General features: G+C 55.9%; 21 protein-coding genes. 10 read left to right on the plus strand and 11 right to left on the minus strand.

The annotated features are described in order from the left end of the window. Positions 1-36: 36 nt before the first annotated feature. The gene (locus QFX16_RS06935) at positions 37-948 is read left to right on the plus strand and encodes a LysR family transcriptional regulator (RefSeq protein ID WP_283183337.1); all 912 of its coding nucleotides are present in this window, start codon (positions 37-39) and stop codon (positions 946-948) included. A 25-nt stretch (positions 949-973) separates the two neighbouring features. Here QFX16_RS06935 and QFX16_RS06940 read toward each other — a convergent pair whose 3' ends face one another. Both QFX16_RS06940 and relB read right to left on the minus strand, forming a co-directional pair. Next, entirely contained in the window at positions 974-1,258 is a 285-nt protein-coding gene (locus tag QFX16_RS06940) for a type II toxin-antitoxin system RelE/ParE family toxin (protein WP_283183338.1), read from the minus strand. Beyond that, a complete protein-coding gene (gene relB, locus QFX16_RS06945; RefSeq protein WP_283183339.1) occupies positions 1,248-1,487 on the minus strand; it encodes a type II toxin-antitoxin system RelB family antitoxin in 240 nt (79 codons plus the stop codon). Before relB ends, QFX16_RS06940 begins: the two co-directional genes overlap by 11 nt. A gap of 165 nt (positions 1,488-1,652) precedes the next feature. Between relB and QFX16_RS06950 the strand changes: the two genes are divergently transcribed. From QFX16_RS06950 to QFX16_RS06975, 6 genes are all read left to right on the plus strand, one after another. Further along, entirely contained in the window at positions 1,653-2,432 is a 780-nt protein-coding gene (locus QFX16_RS06950; RefSeq protein ID WP_349294209.1) for a PA3715 family protein, read from the plus strand. 4 nt (positions 2,433-2,436) lie between these two features. Next, complete coding sequence (gene fos / locus QFX16_RS06955; protein ID WP_283183340.1) at positions 2,437-2,853, plus strand: fosfomycin resistance glutathione transferase; 417 nt, start codon at positions 2,437-2,439, stop codon at positions 2,851-2,853. 61 nt (positions 2,854-2,914) lie between these two features. Beyond that, on the plus strand, positions 2,915-3,553 hold the full coding sequence (locus tag QFX16_RS06960) for a LysE family translocator (protein ID WP_283183341.1): 639 nt from the start codon (positions 2,915-2,917) through the stop codon (positions 3,551-3,553). Positions 3,554-3,638: 85 nt separating this feature from the next. Beyond that, positions 3,639-4,988 (plus strand): sensor domain-containing protein, encoded by a 1,350-nt coding sequence (locus QFX16_RS06965; RefSeq protein ID WP_283183342.1) that lies wholly within the window; start codon positions 3,639-3,641, stop codon positions 4,986-4,988. Positions 4,989-5,103: 115 nt separating this feature from the next. Continuing rightward, positions 5,104-5,262, plus strand: a complete 159-nt coding sequence (locus QFX16_RS06970) for a KGG domain-containing protein (RefSeq protein ID WP_283183343.1) — start codon at positions 5,104-5,106, stop codon at positions 5,260-5,262. A 73-nt stretch (positions 5,263-5,335) separates the two neighbouring features. Next, complete coding sequence (locus tag QFX16_RS06975; protein WP_283183344.1) at positions 5,336-5,839, plus strand: DUF4142 domain-containing protein; 504 nt, start codon at positions 5,336-5,338, stop codon at positions 5,837-5,839. Positions 5,840-5,884: 45 nt separating this feature from the next. On the opposite strand, the gene QFX16_RS06980 is transcribed toward QFX16_RS06975, so the two are convergent. Further along, positions 5,885-6,295, minus strand: coding sequence for a low affinity iron permease family protein (locus QFX16_RS06980; protein WP_283183345.1), 411 nt, complete (start codon positions 6,293-6,295; stop codon positions 5,885-5,887). Between the two features lie 619 nt (positions 6,296-6,914). Between QFX16_RS06980 and QFX16_RS06985 the strand changes: the two genes are divergently transcribed. Next, a complete protein-coding gene (locus QFX16_RS06985) occupies positions 6,915-7,475 on the plus strand; it encodes a magnesium transporter (RefSeq protein WP_283183346.1) in 561 nt (186 codons plus the stop codon). A 32-nt stretch (positions 7,476-7,507) separates the two neighbouring features. Here QFX16_RS06985 and QFX16_RS06990 read toward each other — a convergent pair whose 3' ends face one another. Genes QFX16_RS06990 through QFX16_RS07010 form a run of 5 tightly spaced genes read right to left on the minus strand, consistent with a single transcriptional unit; the run spans position 7,508 to position 12,540 of the window. Then, positions 7,508-7,825 carry a cytochrome C oxidase subunit IV family protein gene (locus QFX16_RS06990; protein ID WP_283183347.1) on the minus strand — a complete coding sequence of 106 codons (318 nt, stop codon included), beginning with the start codon at positions 7,823-7,825 and terminating at the stop codon, positions 7,508-7,510. Positions 7,826-7,838: 13 nt separating this feature from the next. Next, positions 7,839-8,552, minus strand: coding sequence for a heme-copper oxidase subunit III family protein (locus tag QFX16_RS06995; protein WP_283183348.1), 714 nt, complete (start codon positions 8,550-8,552; stop codon positions 7,839-7,841). Between the two features lie 6 nt (positions 8,553-8,558). Beyond that, positions 8,559-9,251 carry a cytochrome c oxidase subunit 3 gene (locus QFX16_RS07000; protein ID WP_283183349.1) on the minus strand — a complete coding sequence of 231 codons (693 nt, stop codon included), beginning with the start codon at positions 9,249-9,251 and terminating at the stop codon, positions 8,559-8,561. Then, positions 9,248-11,023 carry a cytochrome c oxidase subunit I gene (ctaD, locus tag QFX16_RS07005; RefSeq protein ID WP_283184529.1) on the minus strand — a complete coding sequence of 592 codons (1,776 nt, stop codon included), beginning with the start codon at positions 11,021-11,023 and terminating at the stop codon, positions 9,248-9,250. The genes QFX16_RS07000 and ctaD overlap by 4 nt, the downstream gene beginning before the upstream one ends. A 50-nt stretch (positions 11,024-11,073) precedes the next feature. Next, complete coding sequence (locus QFX16_RS07010) at positions 11,074-12,540, minus strand: cytochrome c oxidase subunit II (protein ID WP_283183350.1); 1,467 nt, start codon at positions 12,538-12,540, stop codon at positions 11,074-11,076. A 442-nt stretch (positions 12,541-12,982) separates the two neighbouring features. Here QFX16_RS07010 and QFX16_RS07015 point away from each other — a divergent pair, with 442 nt between their 5' ends. Then, complete coding sequence (locus QFX16_RS07015; RefSeq protein WP_283183351.1) at positions 12,983-13,321, plus strand: hypothetical protein; 339 nt, start codon at positions 12,983-12,985, stop codon at positions 13,319-13,321. Positions 13,322-13,414: 93 nt separating this feature from the next. Here QFX16_RS07015 and QFX16_RS07020 read toward each other — a convergent pair whose 3' ends face one another. Further along, the gene (locus QFX16_RS07020) at positions 13,415-13,954 is read right to left on the minus strand and encodes an AidA/PixA family protein (protein WP_283183352.1); all 540 of its coding nucleotides are present in this window, start codon (positions 13,952-13,954) and stop codon (positions 13,415-13,417) included. A 124-nt stretch (positions 13,955-14,078) separates the two neighbouring features. After that, positions 14,079-14,582, minus strand: a complete 504-nt coding sequence (locus QFX16_RS07025) for an inclusion body family protein (RefSeq protein ID WP_033061388.1) — start codon at positions 14,580-14,582, stop codon at positions 14,079-14,081. Between the two features lie 422 nt (positions 14,583-15,004). Between QFX16_RS07025 and tam the strand changes: the two genes are divergently transcribed. Beyond that, the gene (gene tam / locus QFX16_RS07030; protein WP_283183353.1) at positions 15,005-15,775 is read left to right on the plus strand and encodes a trans-aconitate 2-methyltransferase; all 771 of its coding nucleotides are present in this window, start codon (positions 15,005-15,007) and stop codon (positions 15,773-15,775) included. Positions 15,776-15,826: 51 nt separating this feature from the next. On the opposite strand, the gene QFX16_RS07035 is transcribed toward tam, so the two are convergent. Next, a complete protein-coding gene (locus tag QFX16_RS07035; protein ID WP_283183354.1) occupies positions 15,827-16,555 on the minus strand; it encodes a class I SAM-dependent methyltransferase in 729 nt (242 codons plus the stop codon). Between the last annotated feature and the right edge of the window lie 150 nt (positions 16,556-16,705).

Below are 16,705 nucleotides of genomic sequence, written 5' to 3' on the forward strand. Positions count from 1 at the left end.
TCGCGCAGATTTAAATTCCAAATAGCTATCCAGAACATGCATCAGATGAATAATCTTCGGCGCGTCGACCTCAATTTACTGGTGATCCTCGACGCCTTGCTCAGCGAGCAACACGTGACCCGTGCCGCCGAGCGCCTGCACCTGAGTCAGCCGGCCGTCAGTCATGCCTTGGCGCGGTTGCGTGATCTGCTCGGCGATCCTTTGCTGGTGCGGGCGGGCGCCAGCCTCGTGCCAACCTCGCGAGCCCTGGAGTTGATGGCTCCGTTGGCCGAAGCCCTTGCTCAAGTGCAATCGCTGCTGGCACCGAATACCTTCGATCCGGCCACCGCCAAGCGCACGTTTCGACTGGCGATGTCCGACTATGGCGCTGCAATCGTCCTGCCGGGGTTGATACGGACCTTGCGCCGGGAAGCGCCGGGCATCGATCTGCAAATCAGCCATGCCAGCCGCGAAGGCATGCTCGAGGGGGTGCTCAACGGCGACATCGACGTGGCGGCAGGTGTCTTTCCAGAGTTGCCGAACGAGTTGCGCAGCACCCCGCTGTTCGAAGAGCACTACGCCTGTCTGGCAGACCGCAACAGCCTGCCCGCCGATGGCGTGCTCGACCTGCCGACCTACCTCGCCCGCCCCCATGTCCTGCTGGAAATGCGTGGCAGCGGCACCCCGGAAATCGAACGGGCCCTGACAGCCCTGCGTGAACGCCGTCGCGTGGCGATCAGCCTGCCGCACTGGAGCGTCGCTCCGGAACTCATCAGCGGCACAGACCTGATCCTCACCGTCGCTTCCCGAGGGTTGCTCAACATCGATGAACAGTCGTTGATCGTGGTCCCGCCGCCGTTTCACATTCCGTCGTTTACGTTTGTGTTGGTTTGGCACAAGCGGCGGGGCGGGGATCAGGCTTTGAATTGGTTGAATGGGCGGATCGAGGAGGGGATCAGGCAGGATTGATCTTCAGGGTGGCGCACGCTGATATCTACCAATTGGTGGGGGGAAGTCGCCGAGTATGGAAGACCCTAAGCGCTTGCAAGCGACCTTGGCGAACTCGATAGGGAATCAGATACGGCCGGTCGGGCAAAACCCATTCACGAGTCCCGGGCAAGCGACCTTCTCGGCCTGTCGCGGGAAATCGAGCAAGGTGATCAACGTTGGCGAGAATGGCTTGAACGAAATCTGCCGCCGCCTTTGGGTTTTCCATCGCGATGTACGCGGCTTCGTCATCGAGATTCTTTAATGCAGTACGCAGCCACTCAACCCGCATTGGCTGTCCACTTGTCGGCGATTGCATTCACTTCTTCCGGCGTTGCGAAGTCACCGGCATCGGCTTCTTTCAGCGCTTTCTGAATTTCCTCGATTTGCCAGGCTTCTCGCGCGAGATACTCACGCAGAGCATCCACCGCGAGAAATGACTTGCTGCGACCGGTGGCCTTGGCAAGGTTGGCGAGCGTATCGGCCAGTTCGTCTGGCAAGCGTAAAGACATGACGGACATGACGGTCTCGATGTAGTGGTTTGTAATACAACATACTACCGCGTCGTGCAGGGGAGGACGCTACCCCCATTCGTCTGTCGTAACAATTGGTTGAACGGTCACTCCGAGCCGGGGATAGTGCGCTGCTGAAATTGTCTGGTTTTGAAGCACACAAGGAGCAGGGGAATGACATTGAAGTCCGGGTTGATGGGATGTTCGGCGCTGCGTGGTTTGGTGATGACTAGCAACACCAGACTGCTCGGCCCAATCCTCGCCTTCAGCGTTTTAACCATGACTGGCTACGCTCAAGCGGCCTGCGAAGAACTGCCCTTCGATGGGCATTCGCTGGCTCGCTGCAAGGTATGGCCGGCTTTTAAAGACCAAGCCATTGCGACGAAATCGACATTTACGCCGGTCTCCGAAGACGTAAACGATGGCGGGATGTTCGATCTGGAACTGTCGATCGTCAATTCCACCAACGACCAGACGCTGGCCACTTACCGCAAGAACGAAGCTTACAATTCCGACGCAGTCGGTTTTGAAGGTCTTGTCATTGATACGGCGCGCTACAAGCTGGCGTCGGATGTCCGGGCCTTTGGTCTGCGTTCGGACTTTGGTCACCGATCGAGTGCTATGCCCTACTCCAAAACCGATCTTGCGTTGTACCTCAGGGAGGGTAATACCCTGCGTCCAGTGCTGGAGGGGCTGGTGGTTGCCAAGAACACGGGTGAGTGGATGGGCGACTGCACAGGTCAGGGGCAGGACATACGCAGAACCGTCGAAATCGGCAAATCGACTCACAACGGATTTGTAGACTTGATCGTCACTTCAAGCATCACCGTGCTGAAAAACTTCAAATCAGGCGAGGAGTGCCTTTCTAAAACCAGCGATCTGAAAAAAACACAGATCACGCTGAGCTACGATGGCAAACACTACGTCGTGCCTGAAGAACTCAAAGGTTACTGAAAAAATGCTCACCGGCCTCAACCACCTGACCCTCGCCGTCACCGACCTGAACCGCAGCGTGGCGTTCTATCAAGATCTGCTGCAACTTCGCGTCGAAGCCACCTGGGACACGGGCGCCTACCTTTCTCTGCCGGGACTATGGCTGTGCCTTTCCCTCGATCCATTGCGCAAGCCTGAACCCGCCGCTGACTACACCCACTATGCCTTCAGCCTCGACGCAGCGGATTTCCCTCTGCTCGTTGAGCGTCTGCGTGCCGCCCATGTACAGGAATGGCGCGACAACCGCAGTGAAGGCGCGTCCTTCTATTTCCTCGACCCGAACTGCCACAAACTTGAAGCCCATGTCGGTGACCTGACGTCACGGCTGGCAGCCTGTCGGCAGCGGCCTTATGCCGGGATGAAGTTCTTCGACGATCCGTAAGTCGGGTTCCGGGAACCTGAGATAGACTTGCGTGCATTCACCAAGGCTAACAGGACCTCCAATGACCCCATCGCTGCTAATGGCTGTTCTCGCCTCGGGCTTTATCTACGGCATCACGCCGGGGCCGGGTGTGTTGGCGGTGTTCGGCATCGGTGCGGCGCGTGGTCGGAGGGCAGGGGCGGGGTTTCTCTGCGGGCATTTGCTGGGGGATGTGGTTTGGTGCAGCACCGCGCTGATCGCGATTGTCGGTGCGCGGGAAATCGGCAGTACTGCGTTCGATGTGCTGGGCGTGCTCAGCGGGCTGTACTTGTTTTGGCTCGGTCTGCGCGCGGTTCGTGCCCGTCGCACCAGTGTCGAAGCACCACAGGGCCCGGCGCGGCAGCCGTTCTGGCACGGTATTCTGTTTGGCTTGACCAATCCGAAGGCTTACCCGGTGGCGGTAGCGACTTTTACGGCGCTGCTGTCCAGCCGTGCCGAATTGCTGCACTGGTCGATGCTGCCGTGGCTGATTGTCCTGAGCTTCGTCGGTGGCCTCATGGCCTACGCTATCCTCATTGGCATTGTCGGTGCGCGGCAGGTGCGCAGGTTGTACCAGCGCCATGAGCTGTTGATCACCCGGTTGTGTGGGGTGATGTTTATCGGATTCGCCATCAATGCCCTGGCGCATGCATTGCCGGGGCTGGTGACGAACAAGGCGTGAGGCTGATCGCAGGGAGGCGTCAGTTGCATTGATGGGGCAGGGAGGGTTCTTTATTGCTGCATTGTCCGGACACGCTCACCGCACTATGGCAACCAGAAATTCCGCGCCGTTGGCGAGTTTCATCGATCTCTTGCTGGACGCCGTCTGTGCGGTCGACAAACAAGGTCGCTTCGTTTTTGTCAGCGCGGCCTGCGAGCGTATCTTCGGTTATACCCCCGAAGAGCTGATCGGCCAGCCGATGATCGACCTGGTGCACCCCGCCGATCGTCAGCGCACCCTCGATGCCGCGCGGGAGATCATGGGCGGCGAGCCCAAGCTCAATTTTGAAAACCGCTACCTGCGCAAAGATGGCCGAGTGGCGCACATCCTCTGGTCGGCACGCTGGTCGGAGGTCGACCAATTGCGCATCGCCGTGGCACGCGACATCACTGAGCGCAAGCAGGCCGAATCCCGGCAAGCGGCGTTGTATGCGATCTCCGAAGCGGCCCACGCGGCGGAAGATTTACTGGCGCTGTTCAAGCGCATCCATTTGATCATCGGTGAATGGCTGCCGGCGCTGAATTTTTCCGTGGCGCTGTATGACGAACACTGCGCACAGCTGAATTTCCCTTATCACGTGGGCGACCTGGAGCTGCAACCCGAGCAGCCCGGAGCGATCACCGGGCGCCTCTGCGCCGAGGTGATTCGCAAAGGCCAGCCGATTCTGCTGACCCCGGATCAGGACAATCCACCGGCGGGGTTTGAGGCGCTGGTCGCGGGCCAGCATTCACCTTGCTGGCTGGGTGTGCCGTTGAACTCGCAAAACGGCACCATCGGCGCGCTGATCGTCAAAAGCGTGCCGGGTGGCGAACGCTATACAGAGCAGGACAAGGAACTGCTGCAGTACGTTTGCGCCCAGATCGCAACAGCGATCGAGCGCAAGCAATTGCATGCCCGACTGCAGCGCATGGCCCAGTACGATCCACTGACTCAACTGGCCAACCGCGAGTTACTCCGTGATCGGCTCAAAGCCTCGTTGACGCTGGCCCGGGCGGACTCCGGCCGAATGGCACTGCTGTACGTCGACCTCGACCGCTTCAAGCAAGTCAACGACACCCACGGCCATGCGGTCGGCGACATGCTGCTGCAAGCGGTCGCCAATCGGCTCAAAGGCTGCGTGCGCGAAACCGACACCGTGGCGCGCATCGGCGGTGATGAGTTTGTAGTGTTGTTGCACAGCATCCATGCCTCGGAAGACGCCGACAGCGTGGCGGGAAAAATCCGCCAGGTCCTGGCTCAACCCCTTCGCCTGGATGGCCACAGCCTCATCATCCAGACGAGCATCGGCGTTGCGCGATACCCCGACCACGGCACCGAAGAAAAGCAGTTGTTCCGCCACGCCGACGAGGCGATGTACACCGCCAAACGCCAGCATCACCTGCGCACAGGGGTCTGAGTGTCGTCACCGTTCGTCGCGGCGATTTCAACTTTTCTAAACCTTTGCGGTGATCGAAATTCTGATTCTATGCGGGCTCCTGCTCGCCGCGATCATCACCAAGAGGTAGAGAATCATGCCTAACTCAAGAAACTCGAACTCGGGAAACTCCGCCAACGATCGAACGAAGGCGTCTGAAGCCGGTCGCAAAGGTGGGAAAACTACCACCACGACTGTCGATAAAGAGCCTGCGAAGCCCGATATGGGCCGCAAAGGTGGTCAGAAGTCGAAGTAGTGGTTGAGGTAGTTTTGATTGAGAGGCGGGAGCGTAAGCTCCCGTTTGAATTTTTTACGAGGAGGGCGCGACCATGAGCCGGATGGCCACCCGATTACGCAATGCCAGTTTTGCCACGTTGCTGGGCCTGTGCGCCAGCAGTGCCTTTGCCCAGTCCCCCGCCGAATTCATTAACGATGCGTCGGCCAAAGGCATGGCCGATATCGAAGCCAGCCGCCTGGCGCACCAGAAAACCGAATCCAAAGAGGTCAAGGACTACACCATCGTCGTCATCAACGACCGCACCACCGCCAACCAGCACCTGGCGAAAATCGCCAAGCAGCTCGATTTACCGGTGGCCCCGCGCGAAGAGGTCGTCGATAAAGCCAAAGCCTTGATGCCGGAAGTGAAGGACGGCGCGAGCTTCGACCAGGCCTACGCGGCCAGTCAGGTGAAAACCACCCAGGAAGCCATCGAACAGCTTCAACAGGCAGCGCAGACCACCGACGTGCCTGAAATCAAAGCCTTCGCCGAAGAAACCCTGCCCAAATTGCAGAGCCATCTGCAAATGGCCAAGGCGCTGCAAGCCAGTCGCTAACCCACGAAGTACGCGGGTGACCTCGGGCCACCCACGATGTCCCGATCAGCATTCATTCAAGTCCTGCTTACCTTTTTCCTGGACGACGGTACCGTCCAGGGAAATCGTTTCGCCCTCGCCAAGTTGCCGATACTGCTTTCTCAGCGCTTCCAACTGCTTGAGGTCCAGCGCCTCAAGCCCCAGCATCGCGTTTTGCGCATCCTTCGTCACCCGCAGCAACTCATCGACCTTCAAATGCAAAATGTCTGTGTCGCGGTTCTGGGTGTTCTGGATCAGGAACACCATCAGGAACGTGATGATGGTGGTCGACGTATTGATGATCAGCTGCCAGGTGTCGTTGAAGTGAAAAATCGGCCCACTCAGCCCCCACAGAAAAATCAGAATGATCGCCCCCATGAACGTCTTGGGGCTGCCGGCCCACAGGGCAAGTTTCTGAGCGACTTTTGCGAATTTCATAGCCGTGTTCCTTATAGGGATGCGCCTGATTTTCAGACAGCACGGGCATGATGAAAATTCTGATTAAATTCTGGGTTCAATGAAAAGCCGGTAGCTCGTACCTCGGTAGGTCGGAGGCGCTGACGAAGGCTGCGAGCTGGCGATCTTATAGGACAAATTGACCCGGATATGGATGGAAGAAATCTCTGTTGTTCCCAATTCCTGGTTTGATTCTTTCTTTGTGCAGCCACGCTTGCTGACTGGCATTAGCCTCAAGGGCCGGTTTTTTTGTATCTGAGGTTTAGGGGCTTGCAGTGGCTGCTTTGAAAGTCCGGTTAACATTTTTCGCAAGATGAAGGTTTGTTACCGAATTTTATTGAGTATCTGACACCTGTTTCCGCCCTCGTTGGGCGAATTTTCTGACGGCACTTCGACACAGAATTTGTCGGGGCGCCCCAGCCCCTTGATGCTGCCTTTGGATCTTGACGCTTCCTTTTCCACGTGCTAGCGGGTGCTATACTTCTTTCGGATTGCATGAAGTGTGCAACGTTCCCCACGGGTACTTTTACCGACTGCAAATCTCGACTGGCAGCTGCAAGACAAAGGAGGTCTACGGCAAGCACGAGATGGGAGGTGTGGCATGAATCGACACTATTACATCAGCAACAATCTCGACGATCTTGAAGCCGTTGAAAACGAGCTGGAAGCCAGCGGTATCAATCCCGAACAAATTCATGTGCTCAGCGAACACGTTGCCGATGTTGAACAACATCACCTTCACGAAGTTAATTCGTTAATGGAACAGGATGTTGTCCACTCTGGCGAAATTGGTGCAGTGATCGGTGTGCCACTCGCGGCGCTGGTTCTTGGCGGCGCCTATTGGCTGGGCTGGACCGAATCTGCCGCAGGCTGGATGCCTTTTATCTTTCTTGCCATTGTTGTATGTGGCTTCTGCATCTGGGAAGGCGGTTTTTTTGGTATCCAGGTGCCAAACACTCACTTCCGCAGTTTTAAACAGGTGGTAGCAGAGGGAAAACATATTTTCTTCGTAGATGTCGAGCCGGATCAGGAGTCGGTATTGGATGGGGTTATCGAACATCATCCAATGCTGGAGATCGCCGGTACGGGAACGGCAGCCCCCCACTGGACAGTCGCCTGGCAGCACAAATGGCATCAGTTCAAGCGAGTGATATCGGGTTAGCCCCTAGAGACTCAAGGCCATCCGGAAGCTGCTTACTGGCCGAAGGAAATGACCCGACTAAGGAAAACATAATCCGCCTCGGTGGCCATCAGCCCGACAAGTACCAGCAAACACAACGGTGGCACGAGTATGGCGTAGACCATGGCCAACCGTTCCCAGGCCATATGCATGAAGATGGAGACAATTAAACCTGCCTTCAACAACATGAACGTGATAATCAGGGACCACCGAAGGTAGCCGTGGACGTGAAAATAGTCGACAAGGTACGACAACGTGCTGAGGACGAATAAAAGCCCCCAGATTTTAAGGTACAAACTGATTGGATGTTGCTGACCTTGAGCATGTGCCATCACCCGTGCTCCTCTACCATAAATAGAAGAAAGCAAAAATAAACACCCACACCAAATCCACGAAGTGCCAGTAAAGCCCGGCTATCTCGACGTTCTGATAGTTTCCGGAGCGCTCATAATCTCCCCGAAATACTTTCATCGCCACAATGCTGAGGTAGATGACGCCGATTGACACATGCAGTCCGTGGAACCCGGTAATCATGAAAAAGCTGGCCCCAAACTGCGCCGCCCCCATAGGGTTCCCCCAGGGTCGCACCCCTTCTGCGATGAGCTTGCTCCATTCAAATGCCTGCATGCCGACGAAGGCCACACCCAAGGCAGCGGTCGCCAGCATCAGGGCAGCGGTTTTCGCACGATCACGGCGATAGGCGAAATTGACTGCCATGGCCATGGTGCCGCTGCTACTGATCAGCACAAAGGTCATGATGGCGATCAAAATAAGTGGGATCGCCTGACCGCCGATCGTCAATGCGAACACTTCACTGGGGTTCGGCCAAGCGGTGGTGATGGTCATGCGTACCGACATGTAGCCGGTTAAAAAACAGGTGAATATAAAAGTATCGCTGAGCAGGAATATCCACATCATCGCCTTGCCCCAAGAGACCTGCTTGAAAGCCTCCTTATCCGAGGACCAGTCGCTGGCGATGCCCTGCCATCCCGGTGATGGTGGTGAGTCTGGTGGATTGGATGAACTGGACTCGCCTGGGGCAAGTGGGTGCGATGCCATGGCTTTTCACCTCAGGCCGCAGAATTTGGCGATCGCTTCATAGGTTTGCGGCGTGCTGGTCAGCAAAGCGAATAGCACGAACCAAAGACCCAGTAAGTAATGCCAATAGATGGCACACAGCTCTACGCTGGCGCTGAGTTGCGGCAACGGCACGCGATGCAGGAATTTAGCAACGATTATGCCCCAGGCTATCAGCCCGCCCAGCAGGTGGAGCGCATGCAGGCCGGTCAACAGGTAGAAGAAGCTGTTGGCCGGATTGCTGGCGAGAAAGTAGCCCCAGGCGACAAACTGCTGCCAGACCCAGATCTGTCCCGCCAGAAAAGCAATGGCGAATACGCCCCCCAATGCAAACCCAATCACAGTTGCACCCAGTCGAGCCTGTCGGGCGGCCATGCGCGACCACTGCAGTGCGACGCAACTGAGTACCAGAAAAGCCGAATTCAGCCATAACTGCCAGAGATTGGCTAACGGTGCCAAGGGCTCTGTCAGGGGTAGCCAGTCGGTCATTTGTGAGCGGGCGATAAAGGCGAGCAAGAAGAGAAAGAATAACGAACTCACCACGACCAGAAATAAGCGCAGGCCTATTCTTGCGGTTTGGTTTCGATCGGCACCCTCGCCGGCCTGAATACCCTCCGGATCGCGATTCCAGCTGCCGCCGGGGTCAGCGCCGTCGGCGTTTCTCAATAGCAACCTGCTCATGTTTTAACGTCCGCTATCTTGGTTCCGGCACTCAGTTGCCGCATCTGCTCCAGCTCCTCGGCGGAGACTGTTTGCGGAACGAAATCCTGTTCTATCCCCGGCACACTGTAGTCATAGGCCCAGCGATGCACGACCGGCAGCTTCGCTCCCCAGTTACCGTGTATCGGCGGGGTGTTCGGCGTTTGCCATTCCAGACTGGCCGCACCCCAGGGATTACTGCCTGCGGGTTTGCCTTTAAACGCACTCCAGGCCAGGTTAAACAGGAACAGCAGCTGGGAAACGCCGACGGCCAATGCGACCACCGTAATAAAAGCATTCAAATCTTGCGCCGACTGCGGGATGAACGCGTAGTTTTCATAGGCGTAGTAACGGCGTGGCATGCCCTGGAAACCCAGGTAGTGCATGGGGAAGAAGATGGCGTAGGTGCCCAGGAAGGTAATCCAGAAATGCAGCTTGCCCAGGGTGTCGTTCAACATGCGCCCGGTTACTTTCGGGAACCAATGATAAATGCCGCCGAACACCACCAGTACCGGTGCAACCCCCATGACCATATGAAAATGGGCAACTACGAAATAGGTGTCGGAGAGTGGAATATCCACGATCACATTGCCCAGAAACAAGCCGGTCAGACCGCCGACCAGGAAAGTGACGATAAAGGCAAGGGCAAACAGCATCGGCACGGTCAGATGAATGTCGCCGCGCCACAGGGTCAGCACCCAGTTGTAGACTTTCAGTGCGGTCGGCACCGCGATGATCAAGGTGGTGACGGCGAAAAAAAAGCCAAAGTAGGGGTTCATTCCGCTGACATACATATGGTGCGCCCAGACCACAAAGCTGAGTACGCCAATTGCAATAATGGCCCACACCATCATTCGGTAGCCGAAGATATTTTTACGCGCATGCGTGCTGATCAAGTCGGAGACCAAACCAAACGCCGGGAGAGCAACGATGTAGACCTCCGGGTGGCCGAAGAACCAGAACAGGTGCTGGAATAAGATCGGGCTGCCACCCTGGTGATCGAGCTGCTGCCCCAGCGAGATCATCGCCGGCATAAAGAAGCTGGTGCCCAACAGCTTGTCAAACAGCATCATGACCGCACTGACAAATAACGCCGGGAAAGCCAACAAGGCCATGATCGAGGCCATGAAAATTCCCCATACGGAGAGCGGCATGCGAAACAATGTCATCCCGTGCGTGCGCGCCTGCAACACCGTGGTCACGTAGTTCAACCCGCCCATGGTGGCTGCGACAATAAAAATCGCCAGTGAGACGAGCATCAGGACGATGCCCCACTCGACCCCCGGTGTCCCCTGAGAAATGGACTGTGGCGGATAGAGCGTCCAGCCCGCACCGGTGGGACCGCCCGGTACAAAGAAACTGGCGAGCAACACCACTACCGCCAGCAGGTAGAACCAGTAACTCAGCATGTTGACATAGGGGAACACCATGTCGCGGGCGCCCACCATCAGCGGGATCAGATAATTACCGAAGCCCCCCAGAAACAAGGCCGTCAGCAAATAAATGACCATGATCATGCCGTGCATGGTCATCGCCTGATAGTAAGCACTGGCGTCCATGAACGCCAAACTACCGGGGAAGCCTATCTGTATGCGCATCAAGCCGGACAACACCACGGCGATAACGCCCACGAATATAGCCGTCAAGGAATATTGAATGGCGATGACCTTGTGGTCCTGACTCCAGATATATTTGGTCAGGAAGCTTTTAGGTTCGTGTAGCGCTTCTGTTTCGGCTTGCTCCGCATAGGCCATCACGTCATCCTCCTGTTCGAAGTTTCGGTGCATTCCTGGCTGCTTTACGGCTACTTCCCTGGCTCCGCCTTGCTCGCATCAGCGTCGGCATTCGCTTTGGATTTGATAAAAGCGATCAGTGCGTTCAACTCCTGATCACTCGGGGTAAAGGCCGGCATGACGGCTGCATAGCCTTTGACGATTTTGGCACCGGGATTAAGAATCGAATCCTTTATATAGCCCTCATCGGCCTTTATCGTCGAACCGTCGGCAAGGGTTACGGTCTTGCCATACAGGCCCTGCCAACTGGGGCCAATACCCTTGCTACCATCGACACTGTGGCAGGCCAGACAGCCGAGCGACTCGGCCAGCCGCTGCCCCTGCGTCGCCAAGTCGTCACCTCTGTGCAATTTTTCGCTGGCAGAAGGTTCTTGCTGCGCGGCACCGAGTGATTTGATCAGGGCGACGAGAGCACCCAGTTCATCGTCATTGAGAGTATAGGCCACCATGACCGGCGGATAACCTTGTACCAGTCGGGCCATCGGATCGAGAATCGACTCTTTCAGGTAAGCCTCATCGACCAGCGCACTGGTGCCATCGGCAAGCTGTTCAGTGCGGCCGTACAGCCCCTTCCATCCCGGGCCGAGACTGGCACTGCCATCCTGGCTATGGCAGGCACCGCAACCGTATTTTTCGACTAACAGGCGACCTTTTTCAAGCACGCTGTCCTGACTGGGTTTGGCAGCTGTCGTTAATGTCTGCGCAAAGGTCGGTTGGCTGTTCAGCCATAGAACGAAGGCGGCCTGGTCCTCCACGATCATATGACCGCGCATATTGTAATGACCTAGGCCACAATACTCAGCACAAAGGACTTCATACTTCCCGATTACAGTTGGTGTAAACCAAAAATACGACACCATCCCAGGTACCATGTCCATCTTGCTGCGAATCTGCGGTATATAGAAGTTGTGCAGTACATCTTTGGAACGCAATAAGACCTTCACCGGTTGATCGAGTGGAAGGTGAACTTCATTGCTTCTTATAAGCACATCGTCTTGCCCAACAGGATCCTTGGGGTCAAGGCCGAAGAGATTGGCGGAATCAACAAACTTAATATCCGATTTGCCCAGCTTCCCGTCCTGGCCGGGAAAACGAAAGGCCCATTGCCACTGCTGGGCGACCACTTCAAGTTCATGAGCATTTTTCGGCACCCGGACGAAATCGTTGTAAACCACCAGGCCTGGCGCCAACATCGCGGCAATACCTACCGAGGTCACGATAATCAACCATGTTTCCAGTTTTTTATTTTCTGGCTGATAGTGCGCCCTGGAGCCTTCCTTGTGACGATAACGCATCACGGCCACCGCCATGAATACGGTGATGGCGATGAAAAATATTCCGCTGATGATCAGGGTGATGAACAGGGTGGTGTCTATTGACCCCCAGTTGGAAGCTGCCGGTGTCGCATGCCAAGGCGCTAGGATATGAAACAGCACTGATGCAATAACGATTAGTACAAGAATAATTGCCATTGCCATTTTGCTTTCATCCTATTCCTGTTACTCATCGGTATGCCTAGGCATCGCCACAGAACAACATCGTCAAATCAATACTAATCTGACGCCAAAACAGGCTAGACAAATACCACTTATCTTCGTGACAAAGTCCGCAGGAAGTATAGTTCATGGCCAGAACAAACGCTTTTCCTGAAAAGCCTTGTTGCCTGGATATTCCAACTTCATCATCAGCTTGATCGCTTGAAATCTATTCGCTATATATAACTGTAACTATTAAGCAACACATCTCGCCTGAACGACACGTCGAGCAAGCGAGGCCCGGTTGCCAGCTATAATTAAAATCTGATTACGGAAGGCAAAGATCGGCTAAAAGCGCCCGCAAAGATCCTCGCCTATGCATAGCGGTCAGACAAATGACGGCCAAGAGCGATAGCGTCCAGCCGTCCACAACGGAGATTTCGTCATGAGTGCCTTGACGATCGAAGGCTGGTGCAAAGTCAACGGAGAACAAAAGTCGACCCCGGTGGGTGAAATCCATTTTTACGTCGATGGCCCCCTCCATCTGGGTCTGGAGCAAGCTGAAGAACGCCTGCAGAAGACCCATGAGCGTGAAGCCATGGTCGATGTCGACATGGACACACTGGAGTTGAAACTGCCAGAGGGATACGACCCTTTGTCCGACTGCCAAATGCGCGTCTATATACACAACGAGCGCGGTCAGTTCCATCTGGTCGGGCATCGAGCGAGTGATGGAAGCTTGATCTATAGCAACGCTGTTTTGATTGATCAGCTGCTTGATTAGCTTAAAATCCGATGCCTGTACTGGCATCGGATTTTTTTATACGTCTCGCACTGACTGGTATTAGCCCTTGAGGCCGGTTTTTTTGATTTCTGGTCACTCCGCCAACTTCACTTCCACTGCCCAACTGAAGTACCCCAATGCCTCGCAGCTTTTATTGATCAGCATGAACTTCAGTTCGCACGCCTCAACCCCAGCCGCCAATTGCGTGCAGTGCCAATAATGATCATCGGCCGTGTGGCTGCCCGGTTGGGTCGGGGTTTCGGGATCGGGTGCGGGGACTGTCAGGTTTGCGTGGACCACCAGTTCAGGCGGTGAAAGTACCCCGGCATCACCTACAGATATCTCGTAGAACACCACGCTGTGTTCGGCGAGCAAGCTGACGGTCCTGCCACGGATATGGAAGTTCTTGCCGTTAATGGCGAAAAGCGTCATTGAGCTGTCATTTATTGTACTTTGTGTTGTTTTTGTGTCGCTGATGGCGAAGATGAAACCTTCCTCAATCTCGGTCGGATTTTTCGGCTCAAGACTGGGCTGCGGATAATGTGAAAGCAGCGATTCGGCATCGACGATCAGCAGCACATTATTGGCTGGCGCAATACCCGTCGAGGGGGAGGCAATCGGTTCGGAAGTCATCATGGATTCCTTTCATGATGTTGATTCAAGACGGAAGCCGCATCGGCTCAAGCAAGACATCCCGTCCCGGCCGAAGCGGCAACGAACTCGGTAGGCCCCCCGTCGCCAAGGGGCCTGGTCATCGTCAGTTACGGATGGTAATGAACGGATCCCACGAGCAGCAGCCTACGATCTTGCAGTCGCGATCAACGATCAGGAAATGGAAGTGGTAGGTCACGCTACCGCACGAAAGTGTTTCTGAAGACCAGTAATGGTTATCGACTTTCTGGCAGCTCGGAACCGACGGGTTGCTGGTGTTGGGAACGGCAACGCACGCTGTAGCCTTGCGGGGCGTGGGTGTGGAGATCAACTCGTTGCCGACGTTACCAACAAACTTGTAGAAAATCACTGCTGTCTCGAAGCTCTGCGACAGACTGGTTTCACGCCAGCGAATCAAGTCGCCTACCTGGGCTTTCAAGTTGAGTTCGCCGCCGGCCTGGCCGCTGACCACGTTGTTCTGATTGGTCACCATGTACACATGATTGACGTCGATCAACGTCGGCGAGGCAGGGTTTTTGCTGATGTTCGGATAGTTTTTCAGAATGGTTTCAGTGTCGATTGAAACAAGTACATCCGTGACTCGAGACATAGTAAAGCTCCTTGGTCAGAGTGATTGCCTGATTACTTTCCAGGCACAACAACGTTTGCTTGCCTTGCGGCCGTTGCGAACACACTACGGGGGAACCCACTCGATCACGGGGTACGAGCTGGCCTTGCTCCTTGCCTTGCAATGACGGTCGGGTTCCTTCCAACAGGCCGCGATTGGACTATAGGTGTGAATTTTTTGCTGTCAAAATTGCTTTGCTTCGGCTCGACGAACGGTGCCTTTGGTTATGGTCTCCAAGGATTTGGCGATAAGAAAGTGACCATTGAAAACTGATTGCCTGACACGTATCCCCTCTGCAATTGCCATATACATCTTCAGGGGAGGGCAAATCGACATGGGCGCTGTATCTTAATGGCCGGGGCTTTTTACCCGTTTTGAAGAAAACGCACCGACAGGAGAACGCAATGAGTTGGTCCGCCAAACAATACGTCGCTTTTGAAGATGAACGCACCCGTCCCGCCCGTGACTTGCTGGCCGCCATACCGGACACGGACGTGCGCTTGGCAATCGACATCGGTTGTGGCCCGGGTAACTCGACCGAGTTGTTGGTGGAACGCTTCGCCAACGCCACGGTGCGGGGGCTGGACAGTTCGTTCGATATGATCGAAGCCGCCCGCAAGCGCTTGCCGCAGGTGCAGTTCGACACCGCTGACATCGATACCTGGAACGATACCGGCCCGTTCGATGTGATTTTCGCCAACGCGGTATTGCAGTGGGTGCCCGATCACGCGAAGTTACTGCCTTCGCTGGTCGCCCGACTGACCCAGGGCGGTAGCCTGGCCATTCAGATGCCCGACAATCTCAATGAGCCGTCACACCGCTTGATGCGCGAAGTCGCTGCCGATGGGCCGTGGGCCAGCAAGTTGGCGGACGCCGCCGGGCAACGCACGGAAATGGCTAGCGCCAGCGATTACTACTCGATGCTGCGACCGCACTGTGCTCGAGTCGACGTGTGGCGCACTACCTACCATCACCCGCTCGCGGGTGGCGCAGCCGGTGTGGTCGAGTGGTTCAAGGGCAGCGGATTGCGGCCGTTTCTTGCTCCGCTGGATGATGCGGAAAAAGCGCAATACCTCAAGCAGTATCAAGCCGCGCTCGAGCAGGCTTACCCGGCGCTGGCCGATGGTTCGGTACTGTTGCCGTTCCCGCGGTTGTTTATCGTCGCGATCCGATAGTGCAAAAAGGGACGGATCACGCTGAACCTTATCTGTCCCTTTGCTTGGCACTCAGCGCTGAACGCTGATCAGCATCATCATCGGGCGCTCCCGCTCTTCGGCCAGGGCCGGTTGCGCCGCCATTTCTGCATTGGTCGGCCCCCATTCGTTGACATGCTGGATCCTGAAATCTGCGCCAATCAGCGTATTGAGCAAGGTGCCGATGGTTCGGTGCTGCTTGATCACGCCTTCGGCCAACCAGTTGGTCACACGCTCTCCTTCCAGTTGATAGCTGTCCACCGGCCAGCGCTTGTTACCTTCGCTATCAATCAGCCAGCCCGGATTGCGCGGGGCCATGAAGATCGGGTGTTCAATAGAAAATACGAAGCGTGAACCGGGTTTAAGGGCCGCGTGGATTTTGGCGAACAGTCCTGGGAGATCCTTGATGTAGTGCAGCGCCAGAGAGCTATAGGCGAGGTCGAAACTGGCTGCGGGTAAAGCGAGTTGTTCCAGATCGGCATGGGCGTATTGGATATTCGTCGCCGACGTAGTGTTGCGAGCCTGCTCCAGCATTTTTTCCGAGACGTCCAGGCCGAGCACGCTATCGGCACCTTGATCACTGGCCCAGCGGCAGAACCAGCCGTAACCGCAGCCGAGGTCGACCACCTTCAGGCCTTTCATGGGTGGCAGCATTGCCTTGAGCGAAGGCCATTCCGGTGCTGCGTCGAGGCCGGCAATGGAGCGGGCCATCTGGCTGTAGCCCTGGAAAAATTCTGGGTCGTCGTAGATGTTTTGAGTCATATTTTGGGGGCTCTGTTGAGATCGTTCACGGGCAGCACCTGATGTGCGGCCGATTGGGTTCCCTCGGAGGTTTATGGCGCGTGTTCGCTGATGGCCGCGCAGGGGAGAGGGTGGTTGAAGATAGGGGTGTTCGCGCCGACGCCGAATTGC

Source organism: Pseudomonas svalbardensis, assembly GCF_030053115.1.
GTDB classification, from domain to species: domain Bacteria; phylum Pseudomonadota; class Gammaproteobacteria; order Pseudomonadales; family Pseudomonadaceae; genus Aquipseudomonas; species Aquipseudomonas svalbardensis.

Coding starts and splice junctions, on each gene's coding strand:
- QFX16_RS07025 (WP_033061388.1), bottom strand. CDS start 14,582: ATGTCTCGAGTCACGGATGTACTTGTTTCAATCGACACTGAAACCATT.
- QFX16_RS07020 (WP_283183352.1), bottom strand. CDS start 13,954: ATGACTTCCGAACCGATTGCCTCCCCCTCGACGGGTATTGCGCCAGCC.
- QFX16_RS06935 (WP_283183337.1), top strand. CDS start 37: ATGCATCAGATGAATAATCTTCGGCGCGTCGACCTCAATTTACTGGTG.
- QFX16_RS06950 (WP_349294209.1), top strand. CDS start 1,653: ATGACATTGAAGTCCGGGTTGATGGGATGTTCGGCGCTGCGTGGTTTG.
- QFX16_RS06975 (WP_283183344.1), top strand. CDS start 5,336: ATGAGCCGGATGGCCACCCGATTACGCAATGCCAGTTTTGCCACGTTG.
- QFX16_RS07035 (WP_283183354.1), bottom strand. CDS start 16,555: ATGACTCAAAACATCTACGACGACCCAGAATTTTTCCAGGGCTACAGC.
- QFX16_RS07000 (WP_283183349.1), bottom strand. CDS start 9,251: ATGAGCAGGTTGCTATTGAGAAACGCCGACGGCGCTGACCCCGGCGGC.
- tam (WP_283183353.1), top strand. CDS start 15,005: ATGAGTTGGTCCGCCAAACAATACGTCGCTTTTGAAGATGAACGCACC.
- relB (WP_283183339.1), bottom strand. CDS start 1,487: ATGTCCGTCATGTCTTTACGCTTGCCAGACGAACTGGCCGATACGCTC.
- QFX16_RS06995 (WP_283183348.1), bottom strand. CDS start 8,552: ATGGCATCGCACCCACTTGCCCCAGGCGAGTCCAGTTCATCCAATCCA.
- QFX16_RS07015 (WP_283183351.1), top strand. CDS start 12,983: ATGAGTGCCTTGACGATCGAAGGCTGGTGCAAAGTCAACGGAGAACAA.
- QFX16_RS06990 (WP_283183347.1), bottom strand. CDS start 7,825: ATGGCACATGCTCAAGGTCAGCAACATCCAATCAGTTTGTACCTTAAA.
- QFX16_RS06985 (WP_283183346.1), top strand. CDS start 6,915: ATGAATCGACACTATTACATCAGCAACAATCTCGACGATCTTGAAGCC.
- QFX16_RS06965 (WP_283183342.1), top strand. CDS start 3,639: ATGGCAACCAGAAATTCCGCGCCGTTGGCGAGTTTCATCGATCTCTTG.
- QFX16_RS06970 (WP_283183343.1), top strand. CDS start 5,104: ATGCCTAACTCAAGAAACTCGAACTCGGGAAACTCCGCCAACGATCGA.
- QFX16_RS06940 (WP_283183338.1), bottom strand. CDS start 1,258: ATGCGGGTTGAGTGGCTGCGTACTGCATTAAAGAATCTCGATGACGAA.
- QFX16_RS07010 (WP_283183350.1), bottom strand. CDS start 12,540: ATGGCAATGGCAATTATTCTTGTACTAATCGTTATTGCATCAGTGCTG.
- QFX16_RS06980 (WP_283183345.1), bottom strand. CDS start 6,295: ATGAAATTCGCAAAAGTCGCTCAGAAACTTGCCCTGTGGGCCGGCAGC.
- fos (WP_283183340.1), top strand. CDS start 2,437: ATGCTCACCGGCCTCAACCACCTGACCCTCGCCGTCACCGACCTGAAC.
- QFX16_RS06960 (WP_283183341.1), top strand. CDS start 2,915: ATGACCCCATCGCTGCTAATGGCTGTTCTCGCCTCGGGCTTTATCTAC.
- ctaD (WP_283184529.1), bottom strand. CDS start 11,023: ATGGCCTATGCGGAGCAAGCCGAAACAGAAGCGCTACACGAACCTAAA.